The 11,737-nt window shown below is 69.3% G+C and carries 9 protein-coding genes and 2 tRNA genes; 5 read left to right on the top strand and 6 right to left on the bottom strand.

Annotated features, from left to right (window positions below):
* Positions 1-429: RICIN domain-containing protein (locus tag C1A38_RS29320; protein WP_146017648.1), on the top strand; the 429-nt coding region annotated here is incomplete at its 5' end.
* Between the two features lie 146 nt (positions 430-575).
* Here C1A38_RS29320 and C1A38_RS29315 read toward each other — a convergent pair.
* From C1A38_RS29315 to C1A38_RS29305, 3 genes are all read right to left on the bottom strand, one after another.
* Positions 576-2,210, bottom strand: coding sequence for a hypothetical protein (locus C1A38_RS29315; RefSeq protein WP_146017647.1), 1,635 nt, complete (start codon positions 2,208-2,210; stop codon positions 576-578).
* 193 nt (positions 2,211-2,403) lie between these two features.
* A tRNA-Arg gene (locus C1A38_RS29310) sits at positions 2,404-2,476 on the bottom strand.
* A 35-nt stretch (positions 2,477-2,511) separates the two neighbouring features.
* Positions 2,512-2,602: transfer RNA gene (locus C1A38_RS29305), tRNA-Ser, on the bottom strand.
* A gap of 613 nt (positions 2,603-3,215) precedes the next feature.
* Here C1A38_RS29305 and C1A38_RS29300 point away from each other — a divergent pair.
* Complete coding sequence (locus tag C1A38_RS29300; RefSeq protein ID WP_102660921.1) at positions 3,216-4,094, top strand: hypothetical protein; 879 nt, start codon at positions 3,216-3,218, stop codon at positions 4,092-4,094.
* Between the two features lie 72 nt (positions 4,095-4,166).
* Here the strand turns inward: C1A38_RS29300 and C1A38_RS29295 are convergent, their stop codons facing one another.
* A complete protein-coding gene (locus C1A38_RS29295; RefSeq protein WP_102660925.1) occupies positions 4,167-4,937 on the bottom strand; it encodes a CPBP family intramembrane glutamic endopeptidase in 771 nt (256 codons plus the stop codon).
* Between the two features lie 150 nt (positions 4,938-5,087).
* Here C1A38_RS29295 and C1A38_RS29290 point away from each other — a divergent pair, with 150 nt between their 5' ends.
* Complete coding sequence (locus C1A38_RS29290; protein ID WP_102660920.1) at positions 5,088-6,206, top strand: globin domain-containing protein; 1,119 nt, start codon at positions 5,088-5,090, stop codon at positions 6,204-6,206.
* A gap of 146 nt (positions 6,207-6,352) precedes the next feature.
* Here the strand turns inward: C1A38_RS29290 and C1A38_RS29285 are convergent, their stop codons facing one another.
* Entirely contained in the window at positions 6,353-7,867 is a 1,515-nt protein-coding gene (locus tag C1A38_RS29285; protein WP_102660919.1) for a peptide deformylase, read from the bottom strand.
* A gap of 334 nt (positions 7,868-8,201) precedes the next feature.
* Between C1A38_RS29285 and C1A38_RS29280 the strand changes: the two genes are divergently transcribed.
* On the top strand, positions 8,202-8,924 hold the full coding sequence (locus C1A38_RS29280) for a hypothetical protein (protein WP_102660924.1): 723 nt from the start codon (positions 8,202-8,204) through the stop codon (positions 8,922-8,924).
* A gap of 51 nt (positions 8,925-8,975) precedes the next feature.
* Here the strand turns inward: C1A38_RS29280 and C1A38_RS29275 are convergent, their stop codons facing one another.
* On the bottom strand, positions 8,976-10,799 hold the full coding sequence (locus C1A38_RS29275; RefSeq protein WP_502696965.1) for a hypothetical protein: 1,824 nt from the start codon (positions 10,797-10,799) through the stop codon (positions 8,976-8,978).
* A 210-nt stretch (positions 10,800-11,009) separates the two neighbouring features.
* Between C1A38_RS29275 and C1A38_RS29270 the strand changes: the two genes are divergently transcribed.
* On the top strand, positions 11,010-11,720 hold the full coding sequence (locus C1A38_RS29270) for a class I SAM-dependent methyltransferase (protein WP_102660918.1): 711 nt from the start codon (positions 11,010-11,012) through the stop codon (positions 11,718-11,720).
* The last annotated feature ends 17 nt before the right edge of the window (positions 11,721-11,737 follow it).

The following is an 11,737-nucleotide window of genomic DNA, read 5'->3' as shown; positions in this document are numbered from 1 at the left end:
ACCAGCCCGCCGCCGACCAGCCCTCCGCCCACCACGCCACCGCCGGGCTCGGCCACCCAGATCGTCGGCGTCCAGTCGAACCGCTGCATCGACGTCCCGAACTCCTCCCGGAACAACGGCACCCGGGTCCAGCTCTACGACTGCCACGGACAGACCAACCAGTCGTGGACCTACACCGCGAACAGGCAACTTCAGGTGTACGGCAACATGTGCCTGGACGCCGCCGGCACCGGCAACGGCGCAGCCGTGCAGATCTACAGCTGCCACAGCGGCACCAACCAGCAGTGGAACGTCAACTCCAACGGCACCATCAGCGGAGTCCAGTCCGGACGCTGCCTCGACGTCTGGAGCACCTCCAACGGCGCCCAGGTCCAGCTCTACGACTGCCACGGCGGCACCAACCAGCGATTCAACCTCGTCGCACGGTGACAGTGGTTGACGGCCTGTTCGAGAACAGGCAGGTCAGCTAGCTCCAGATCGGAAGCGGGCGGGCTCGACATCACGTCGGGCCCGCCCGTTTCGCATAGGCACCCTCCGCCCGACTACAGCGGAGCGCCTCTGTCGGAGCAGGTCGATCAGCCGATCGCGTACGCCCGGATGATCGTCACATCGGTGTAGCCGCCGGTGGTGTCGGTGACCCTCGTCCGCAGCGAGACCGCTCCGGAGGTGGGGTTGCCGACCTGGGCGGTCCAGGTGCCGTCGATCTTCTTGACCTTCACCGAACGCCAGGTCTTGCCGCCGTCGAACGAGGCCTTGGCGGTGACCGTCTTCACCTTCGGGTTCTTGCCAAGTTTGGCGTCAGGGCTGAGCTTGGGCCGGCTCAACGTCAACTTGACGTCGGTGGTGCTGCCCGGCTTCGCCTGGTTGTAGAGGTTCAGGCCGGTGGGCAGCATGGTGACGGCGTAGACGGGCGCCGTCACCGAGGTGTTCGGCTTCGCCTTGAACCGGTACGTGACGCTGGTCTTCGGCGACAGCATCCCGGCTGGGAAGGTGATCTCCGGGTAGTAACGGCTCGCGTTGTTGGTGAGCTTGTACCAGCCGGATTTCTTCACCTTGTATTCAAGGAACGTATCGCCGGGCTCCCAGCCCTTGTCCTTCTTGGTCTTGACCGTCTTGCCACCGAAGGTCAGCGTCGCGGTCGCCTTGTCGCCGCCCTCGACGTTGTCGTCGCGAGGGAAACCGGGATCGGCGAACATGCTGTTCAGCAAGTAGGAGATCCGGCCGTTGATCACGATCGGCAGCCGCGCGGACGGGCCCCAGGCAGCCCGGAAGAAGTTCAGGGTGTGCGACTTGCCCGCCACAACCTTGCGGGACACCATGTAGCCGCCAGGGGTGACAGTGGTGCCGTCCTTTGCTGCTGCATAGCTGCTGGCGCGGATCAACCAGTTGCCGGGTGAGAGATGCACCTTGGTCCGGTACGGCCGGTCGGCGCCGAAAAGGCCGGCGTACATGTGGTCACCGCAAACGCGGTTGGTCGGCTGCACCGCGAAGTGGAGGCCGTCGATTGTCGCGGCCGTGCCCTGCCGGCCCGTCGCGTTCACCGTACCGAGCGAGGAGCGCTTGTAGGTCTTGGACAGCCCACTGGGCACGCCGGTGCGGGTGTACATGACCGCGTAGCTGTCGGAGAGCCCGGAGCCGTCGCTCCACTGCCGCATCGCGGCGAAGGCAAGCTTCTTCGACGAGTTGGGAATGACGTAGAGGCTGCTGCCGTCCCAGTCCGAAGCCTCGACGTCGTAGCTGGCGGAGTCGGACCTGGTGCAGATCTGCGCCCTGGTCTGCGCCATGATTCCTTCACCAGCCGGCGCTGGGCTGACACCCAAGGTGATCTTCTTGCCCTTGCGGGCGTCCACAGTCGTCTTGCTGGCACCGGAGACCTTGACCGTACGCGCGCCGAGCGTCACCGCGGAGCCGGTCCTGATCGACGCGAGCACCGCGTAGCTGCCCTTCGGCAGCTTCGTCGACTTGTTGGACTTCACCGAGCGGCTCGAACTGGTGGCGAGGTTGACCACCGTCGTGGTGACGTTGACCTTCTTGCCGTTGCGATCCAGCGTGGTGATGGTGAGCGTGTTGCTTGCGGCGATCGCAGGGGCGCCGATGGCCAGCAGGATTGCCGGCACGAGCGCCGCCGCGACGACCTTGCCGACACTCCGGCGGCGGCTACGGGTGGACGCGCCCAGGCTGGCACCGGCCGGGCTGAGTCGATCAGACAAATCCACATCCTCATGGGTGGAAACCAATCCAGCCCGTACGACAACGGGCGGAGCGCCGATGATAGATCGGGACCACCCACTCCCGCTGACCTGAACGACCGCGACGAGGGCCGCTGCCACGGCGCGGGCGCGACCGACGGCTAGATAGCAAGAAGCCCCCTAGCGGCTGTTGGGCCTGCTAGGGGGCTGTCTGCGCGCCCGAAGGGACTCGAACCCCTAACCTTCTGATCCGTAGTCAGATGCTCTATCCGTTGAGCTACGGGCGCTGGTGCTCGGCCAGTCTACACACCCGGCCTTCGCGCGGAGACTCCGGGATTCGAACCCGGGAGGGGCTTTAAGACCCCAACCGCATTAGCAGTGCGGCGCCATAGACCAGACTAGGCGAAGTCTCCCTGGTGGCCCTGCAGACCACCGCGCCCGAGGATACAGGTCCGCCCCGGCCGGGAGCAAAGCGACTATCGGGTGCCGCTCGACCGTGGCCGCGCGGATGGGGAACGTGACCGCTGTGCGCTGCCGTTTTCCGGACTACGCTCCATCGACATGCAGGAGCAGCCGCCCAGCGAGCAGGACCGCCCGAAGTCTGCCGAGGGAGCACGTCGGCGCTCCCCGGAGGCGACCTTCACGCCACCTCCGGCACCGCCCGCCCCGACCCCGGAGGAGCGGAACGAGCCTGGTGGGGCACGTCCTCGGCGTGCGAAGGCCGCTCCCGGCGTGCTGTTCCAGCCGCCTCCCACCGCGGAGCAGCCGCTGCCGCGGCAGGCGCGGCCAGCCTCGTCCTCACCCGCACCGCCGCCGTTCGCCGCCACGCCGGTTGACGTCGGCGAGACGCGGATCACTGATTCGACCTCGGGCCCGGCAAGACCTCAGCTCAGTGGCGAGGAGGGCCAGCCGGAGTCTCCGACAACTCGGCAGGCTCCCCGCACAGCGAGGAAGGCTGCCCCGAAGAAGGCGACGCCGGCGAAGAGAGCAACTCCCGCCAAAAGAGCGACTCCTGCCAAGAGCGCCGTGCCGCCGGGCACCACGGTCGAGGACGCCGACGTCACCGGGACGAGCGCTGCGAAGAAGGCGCCAGCACGCAGGGCCGCGTCCGCGAAGGCGACCCCGCAGCCACTCGCGGCCAAGAAGACACCGGCCCGCAAGGCCGCCGCCCAGCGGACCGCACCCACAGCCACAGCGGCCGAGCCGGACCTGACCAGCAGCACGGCTGCTGGCCGGGCCGGGGTCGCTGGCAGCACCGGCGAGGTGCCGGAGGTGGAGTTGCGGGCGCTTGTGGCGCGCGTACTCGATCATCCGGGTTTTGCGCCGGAGTTGTTGGCGCTGACGGCGGTCGAGGTGCTCGGGCCGCGCGCTGCGCAGTGGGCTCGGTGGCTGCGGGAGACGTACCCGGGGGCGAGCGCGGACGGTCTGGCTCGGCTGGCCGGTCAGCGGTTCGTCCGGCAGGCGACGGTCGGTGGGGCGGGTGCCGCGTTGGCCGGTGCCTTTGCGCCGGTGGCCGAGTTGGCCGTGGTGCTCTGGTCGCAGGCGAGTCTGGTGCTGCACCTGGCGGCGGCGTACGACCGGGATCCGGCGCACCCGGACCGGGCGGCGGAGCTGTTGGTGCTGACCCTGGTGCATCCGGACCTGGAGGCCGCCCGTTCGGCGCTGGCGGCGGCCCGCGCGGCCGACGGCCCCGGCGAGGAACCCGGCCCCCGGGCGCTCGAAGCCGCCTGGCGGCTGGCCGCTCCCCTGACCGCCCAGGCCGGCGGCTGGCTGGCCCTGCGCCTGGCATCGCGCCTCATCCCCGGCGCCGCCCCCCTGACCGCCGCCATCACCACCTCCACCACCACCCAACGCCTCATCGCCCGAGCCCTCACCGCCTACCGCCCACCCCGAAACCAAAGTTGATCAAGAGGTTTGCGTCAGATCAGGCCCCATTGCAGACGCAAACCTCTTGATCAACCACGTAGAAAAGGGGGGTCAGAGCCAGGTGAGCCAGGAGTCGGGGACGAGGGTGTAGCCGACGAAGGCGACGATGTCCAGCAGGGCGTGGGCAACGATGAGGGGCATGATGCGGCGGGTGCGCAGGTAGAAGTAGCTGAAGACGATGCCCATCACGGCGTTGCCGACGAACGCGCCGAAGCCCTGGTAGAGGTGGTAGGAGGCGCGGAGCAGGGCGCTGGTGGCGATGATCGCGCCGACCCGCCACTGGAGTTGCCGCAGCCGGGTCATCAGGTAGCCGACCACGATCACCTCCTCCAGGATCGAGTTCTGGAAGGCGGCGAGGATCAGCACCGGCACGGCCCACCACAGGTCGGGTAGCGCGGCCGGGACCAGTGTGGCGTTGAGGCCGAGTTGGGCCGCCGCCCAGAACAGGGCGAGGCCGGGCAGCCCGATCAGCGCCGCCAGCCCGGCGCCCTGGGCGAGGTCGGGTCCGGGCCGCCGGAAGTCGATGCCGAGGGTCCGCGCCGGGTCGCCGGGGTCACGCGCCAGCAGGTGTACGGCGAGCAGCACCGGCAGCAACGCGAAGACGATCCCGAGCAGCTGGTACGTGAGGTCGAGGTACGGCCGAGCCGACGCGGAGGTGTTGAGCGCGGCGGTCTGCTTCGACAGCCCACCCTCGGCGGTGAGCTTCGCGATGATCGACACCGTGGCGTAGACGGCCGACTGGCCGAGGGAGAGGCCCAGCACCAGGAGTGTTTCGGTGCCGAGCATCCGGCGGGACACCGGTCGGGTGAGCTCAACGGTCACCGCACCACTCTGCCCGACCGGCCGCACTGTCGGCACCCGGGTGCCACTGAGTCGGCCTCACGATGCGATCGCACATTCTGTGCGACCTTCATACACGCTCCGTGGACATTCTATGGGGGCCTGAACCGCCGTCAGAGAAGGAGCGCCCCCGTGGACAACTTCGCGCGGCTACTGAAGGAGAGCTGGGCCCTCGTCGAGGCCGACCGGGTCCGGTTGAGCGAACACTTCTACGCCCGGCTCTTCCTCCTCGATCCGGAACTGCGCAAACTCTTCCCGGTACAGATGGCCGGGCAGGGCGACCGGCTGCTGGAAGCGATCATCGCGGCGATCCACACGGTGGACGACCCGGAGGGCTTCGACGAGTTCCTCCGTGCGCTCGGCCGGGACCACCGCAAGTACCACGTCGAGGCGGCGAACTACGACACCATGGGCGTGGCGCTGCTGGACGCGCTGCGCAGCACCGCCGGGGACGGCTGGAACCTGGAGTACGACCAGGCCTGGCGGGACGCGTACGCGGCGATCAGCGAGAAGATGCTGGCCGGCGCGGCGGCGGACGACAACCCGCCGTTCTGGCACGCCGAGGTGCTCACCCACGAGCGGTACGGGCCGGACACCGCCGTGTTCACCTGCCGGGCGCTGCAACATCCGCTCGCCTGGAAGGCGGGGCAGTACGTCAGCATCGAGGCACCGCGCTACCACCCCCGGGTGTGGCGCACGTACTCGGTGGCCAACGCCCCGAACGACGACAACGTGCTGGAGTTCCACGTCCGTACGCCCGAGGGCGCCGGCTGGGTCTCCGGTGCCCTGGTCCGCCGGGTGAAGCCGGGTGACCTGCTGCGGGTGGCCGCCCCGATGGGTTCGATGACCCTGGACCGCTCGTCGGATCGGGACGTGCTCTGTGTCGCCGGTGGTGTCGGACTGGCCCCGATCAAGGCGCTGGTGGAGGAGTTGGTCAGCTTCAACCGGACCCGTTGGGTGCACGTCTTCTACGGCGCGCGTACCGAGTCCGACCTCTACGGGTTGGACGGGTTGCGCGACCTGGTGGCGGCGCATCCGTGGTTGTCGGTGACCTCCGCCTGTAGTGACGACCCGGACTTCGACGGCGAGCACGGCGACATCTCCGACGTGGTGGCCCGCTACGGCCCGTGGACGACGCACGACTGCTACGTCTCCGGCTCGGCGGCCATGGTGCGGTCGACGCTGCGGGTCCTCGCGGCCGACGACGTCCCGCCGCAGCACACCCGGTACGACACCTTCGGCAACCTGTAGAGCTTTTCTCCCCCCGAACCGGGGCGCGTGCCCCTGCCCCCTGGGGCACGCGCCCCGGTCCCCCGATCGGGCGGACCGGCACCGCCCGCACGACCACGCCTGGCCGGCGTCGTTCCCACCCGGACCAGGCGTGGTCGTGCAGCAGCTCAGTAGCGCCAGGGATGGCCGGTCTCGCGGTATTCCTCGATCGGCACCAGCGGCACGCCGGGTGCCATCCGGTCGACGTACAGCCGGCCTTCCAGGTGGTCGATCTCGTGTGCCACCAGGCGGGCCATGCCGAACTCGAACGAGGTGATCACCCGCTGGCCGTCGAGTTGGGCGTGCTCCACGTCGAGCCGGAGCGGGCGCGGCACCAGTCCTCGCTGGTCGAAGAAGGAGAGGCAGCCCTCGTACTGCTCGTCGGTGTCGGTTGCCGCGTCGACGACCCAGGGGTTGAGCAGCACCAGCGGCTCGGCGGTCCGGTCGGGCGGGCGGATCATGGCCACGGCCCGGCCGATCTCCAGTTGCGGGGCGGCGATCCCCACTCCCTTGGCGAACGGATGCAGTTCGTCGAGGCGGGCCAGCGCGTCGGTCAACCGATCGATGACTTCCCGGGCGGCCCGTGCCTCGCGCGGCAGGTCGAACGGGCGGGCCGGTTGCCGCAGCAGGTCGGCGCCGCGTTGGAGAATCCCGAGCCCGCGCATCCGCTCGGAGGGCCGGATCCGCTCGCTCTCCGGTTCGGCGTCCGACTGGGCGCGGAAGCGCCACTGCATCCGGTAGCGGGCGTTCAGCGGCGGGTCGTCGGTCGCCCATTCGAAGATCGCCCGGTCACCCTCGTCGCGCCGGGCGACGGCCCGGCGCAGCGGGCCCTCCTCCGCCGACAGCGAGGTTTCCGCGCCCCAGACCTGCGGGTCCAGTTCGACAGGCAGATCCAGGCGTACGGCGAGGTGCCGGGTCGGTACGCGGACCGCCCGCTGGAACCACGGCCCCCACTTGTCCCGCCCGACCGTGTACGTGTACTCGATGGTGGCGCGGTGACCGGGGTAGAGCGGGAAGCGTCGTTCGCCGTTCTCGAAGAGCAGCCAGATTTCCTTGAACGCGTCCCGGTCGTACTTGGCCCGCCAGTGCATGGCCTCGCGTTCGCCGGATTCCTCCCGGTAGGCCCGGAGGCCGAGTTCGGCGAAGGTGAGCGGGCGTTCCCGGTGGTGCCGGTTGGAGCGCCCAGGGTCGTTGGGGTAGCGGTCCACGGCGACCCGTACCAGGTAGCGGGTGATCGGTTCGGTGCCGGCGTTGTACAGCTCCCGGCGGATCAGGCAGCGGTACCCGTCCTCGGTGTAGGTGAGGATGCTCGACTCGTTCTCGACGATCAGCCCGGTGCCCGGTGGGATCCACCGGCCGGTCGGGTCGGGCTCGCGCGGGTCCCGCTCGGTGCGGGCGTGGCGCAGGTGGTCGTACTCCCGGAAGCGTTGCCAGATTGCGCCGCTTGCCTCCAGGACGGCCTCGGCGCGCCGGGCGAAGTCCTCGGTGGGTCGGTGCCGCCGCCCTTCGACGTGGCTGACGTACGACGGGTCGAAGCCCATGAGCGTGGCCAGCTGTTTTTTGGACAGGCCCCGCTCGGTGCGGTGGCGGGCGAGTTCGGCGGCGAAGGAGTCGGCAGCCCGATCGAGCGGTGAGGTCGTCATCAGCTTCCTCGTGGCCGGGAGTACCAAAACTTTCACGTTCAGTGGCCGGACGTGTACAGGACTGGCACTTTCTCGACAAGAGGCTTGACGATTGGGCGATTCACCCCGATACTGCGGCGCGTTTCCCGATGCACACGCTGGGTAACCGCGTGTCGCGCTTCCCACTTGTTGCCTCTGTAACTGCCTCCGTCGAGGGTTACCACCACCGGCAAAGTGTGGTTAGGCTAGCCTTAATTGAGGATCTCGGACGGAGGTGGAGCACGTGACAGCCGTACTACCGGCGCACACCGCCTCCTCGGCGGCTCTCGGTCCGGTGACCGCGACCCTGCGGGCCATGTTCGGCACCGACGTCCTCCCCGGGCTGGCACCGGGGCTGCTGGTCGTCGACGAGACCGACTGGGCTCCGGCCACGACCCTCGCCGACGGCGGTCGCCTGCCGGAGCTGCTCGGGTCCGCCGCCCGGCTCTGGGGTGGCAGCCCGCACGCCTCCGCCGCACTGGCCTGGAAGGCGTACAGCTACTGGGCGGCGTTGCCGGTGGTGCTCGGCTGGGCGGTCGCCCGACGCGTACCGCTGCTCGACGCCGACAGCACGCTCATGCACTTCGCCGACCCGCACACCCTGATCACCCTCGGCCTGCGCCAGTCGACCCGGGTCGCGGTACTGCCGGCCGACCCGCTTGTCGTCACCGAGCCGCAGCGGGTCCAGGTGGTGGCCGACGAGCAGGAGCTGCTGGCGACGCTGCGGGCCACCCTGCTGGAAGCGCACCTGTCGCCGCTGATCACTGCGATCCAGGGTGAGGTCCGCATCGGCACTCGTACGCTGCTCGGTTCGGTGGCCTCCGGCATCGCGCACGGGTTGCTGACGGCCTCCGACAGCGTGCCCGGTTCGACTGTCGATTCGATCGACACCCTGCTCGACACGCTCGGCCTGGCCGATCTGGTGGAGTTGGTGCCCGACGCGGACGGCAAGCCGACCGTGCAGCGGCGCACCTGCTGCCTCGCCTTCACCCTGCCCAAGCCGAAGGTGTGCCAGGGCTGCTGCCTGCGCACCGCCTGACGACCCACCGACCCGCTCACGCTCTCAGCCGGTCAGCGGCCTTCACGCTCTTCAGCCGGTCAGCGGTCGGACGTCCCAGAGCCACACACCGCCGGTGTGCACCGGCTCGATCCCGGTCAACGCGGTCATCGCCTGGCGCAGCGCGTCCGCGCGCTCCTGCGGGGCGAGGACCACCGCGCCGGCCCGCCAGTAGCGCAGATCCTCGACCGCCTCCCGCCGATCCGCTGCGGTGACCGGCGGCACCTCGCCGCTGCGCCGGACGGTGGCGAAGAAGCTGCTGGTCGGGCGGGGTGGCGCGCCGAACAACGCGATCCGATCCTTGCCGGGGCGGGTGTCCGGGCCGAGGAAGTAGCCACGGGCGATCGGCATCTCCAGCCGGGTCTGGGCGGACCAGCGCAGCGGATCGGCGTACTCGGTGTCCGGTAGTGGCAGGGTGACCAAACTGCGGCCGCCGGCCAGGTAGGGACGCCAGGCACCGGAGGTGACGAACTCGGGGGTCGGATCGAGGCGCTTGGTCGGCAGCGGGGTGGGCAGCACCGGCACCAGCGCCATCGCCAGTACGGTCACCGTGCCGAAGCGGATCTGCGCACGCCGGGCCGGATAGCGGGCCGCCAACTCCCGGGCACGCTCGGCAGCGTAGGCGAGCAGCAGCCCGATGATCGGTGTGATCGCCAGCGCCCAGCGGGTCGGCACCACCGAGTGCAGCACCGGCAGGTCCTCCAGCAGCGCCCACGGGGCCGGTATGCCGGTCCCCTCCCGGTCGAAGCGGATCTCCCGGCCGAGGGAGAGCACCGCGAAGAGCAGGCCCAGCGCGGCAAGCGCGAGCACCACCACGTTGCGGCGCAGCCACCAGACCAACGCCGCCGTCAGGATCACCAGCGGCCAGCCGAAGAAGGAGTTCTCCTCGGTGGGGTTCTTGGCCAGGCCGGTCGCGCTCCGCGCGTCCCCGGCCAGGGACTCCCGGGCGTACGCCACGAACGAGGCCAGGTCGGTGGAGTAGCCCCGGATCACCCAGGACAGCCCGTTGTAGGCGCCCGGACCGAAGAACTGGACGTACAGCGGGTACGCCAGCACGATCGCGGACGCCGCCGCGGCGATGCCGAGCCCGGCCAGGAAGGTGCGGGTCCGGCCGCGTAGTTCGGGCCGGGCGAGGGCCAGTGCCACGATCACCACGCCGAGACCGATCGCGGTCATCAGCAGGATCTCCAGGTTCAGGAAGGCCTGCCAGACGATCACCAACGCGAGCAGGAGGCCGTTGCGCAGCCACCGTCCCGCGTCGGCCAGCCGCACCGTACGCCAGATGATCAGGGGTACGACGTACTGCGACACGATGTTCGGGTGCGCGTTGGCGTGCGAGATCATCGCTGGCGCGTACGCGCAGAATGTCGCGCCCAGCCAGGCCGGGCCGCGCGCACCGACGAGCACCCGGGACAGCACGAAGTACCAGGCGGTCGCCGTGGCGATCATCCCCAGCGTGAGGAAGACCAGGAACGCGGTACGGGTGCCGAACACCATCGTGATGGGCGTCATTGGCACCGAAACGGACAAAACCGAGGTATTTGCCACCAGATTGACTGATTCGGGGACGTTCATCCGGTCCGACGAGAAGGGGTAGGCAAATTCGGTCAGGACCCGCGCGCCGTGCGCCATCATCCATTCGAATTGCGCCATATCCGTCTTGTTGTCCCGAATGCCGTGTGTGGGATTCCACCACATCCGGGCCGTCACCCAGAACGCCAGCAGCACGAAACTCGCCACGGCGGCGACGTCCTTCCACCGCCCTGACCTGCTGAAACGCCCGACGCCCCCCAGCTCGCCCGGTGACTCTCCCGCCCCAGACTCCTCGACGTGGCGACCCGGTTCAGGAGTAGTCATAACAATTCGCAGCGTAGTCGGCCATTCAGGCCGTCGTGCAGGGTTCGGGTCACTCGCGTAACATCTGCCAAGTTCGCTGACCACCACCGATCGTGCACCTAGCCCCCGACCAATTCGGTTGTGCCAGACCCCGACAATTCCGTCACGCCGGGCGGATGGTTCACTCAGTCGGTCCTGGCGCGGTCGAGTCGTATCGTGAGGAATCGACGCATGGCAGAAATCACTGGGGATCAGCGCATACAGTCCGAGGTCCTGGAGGGCCTCGCCACCGCGGTCAACCACCGACGCTGGTTCGTCGAGCTGGCCGTGCCCTACCTCGGCGACAACCCGATCGAGATCGGTAGCGGTCTCGGCGACTACGCTTTGGAGTGGGCCGAGCGCCTCCCCCGGTTCACCGCCACCGAGGCCGACCCGGACCGCCTGGTCTCGCTCAAGGAGCGGCTCTCCGACCGGCCCAACATCGAGGTCCGCCAGATGCTGCTGCCGCACTCGGAGCAGGGCGACTACAGCGCGGCGGTGTCGTACAACGTGCTGGAGCACATCGAGGACCACGTGAGCGCCCTGCGCAGCATGGGCGAACTGGTCCGGCCGGGCGGCGCCGTGGTCATCATCGTGCCGGCCTTCCAGTTCGCGATGGGCCCCGCCGACATCGCCACCGGCCACGTCCGCCGCTACACCAAGAAGACCCTGTCAGCGGCGATGACCGAGGCCGGCCTGCGGGTGGAGAAGATCCACTACGCCAACGCCCTCGGCCTGATCGGCTACTTCATGGCCACCAAGGTCTTCCGCCTGATGCCGAAGGAGGGCCCGATGGTGAAGGTCTACGACACCCTGGTCCTCCCCGCCACCAAGGCCGCCGAACAGGCCATCCTCCCCCCCTTCGGCCAATCCGTCTTCGCCGTAGCCCGCACCCCCGCCTAACCCCCACCCCCACCCCA

Source organism: Verrucosispora sp. ts21 (genome assembly GCF_002879555.1).
GTDB lineage: Bacteria > Actinomycetota > Actinomycetes > Mycobacteriales > Micromonosporaceae > Micromonospora > Micromonospora gifhornensis.
Note: the sequence above shows the minus strand (reverse complement) of the source record. Positions and strands in the feature narration are given on the sequence as shown.

Bases quoted from the DNA above. Each gene is read 5' to 3' on its own strand.
- C1A38_RS29280 (WP_102660924.1), top strand. From the start codon at position 8,202: ATGTTCGGCACCGACGTCCTCCCCGGGCTGGCACCGGGGCTGCTGGTC.
- C1A38_RS29285 (WP_102660919.1), bottom strand. From the start codon at position 7,867: ATGACGACCTCACCGCTCGATCGGGCTGCCGACTCCTTCGCCGCCGAA.
- C1A38_RS29275 (WP_502696965.1), bottom strand. From the start codon at position 10,799: ATGACTACTCCTGAACCGGGTCGCCACGTCGAGGAGTCTGGGGCGGGA.
- C1A38_RS29270 (WP_102660918.1), top strand. From the start codon at position 11,010: ATGGCAGAAATCACTGGGGATCAGCGCATACAGTCCGAGGTCCTGGAG.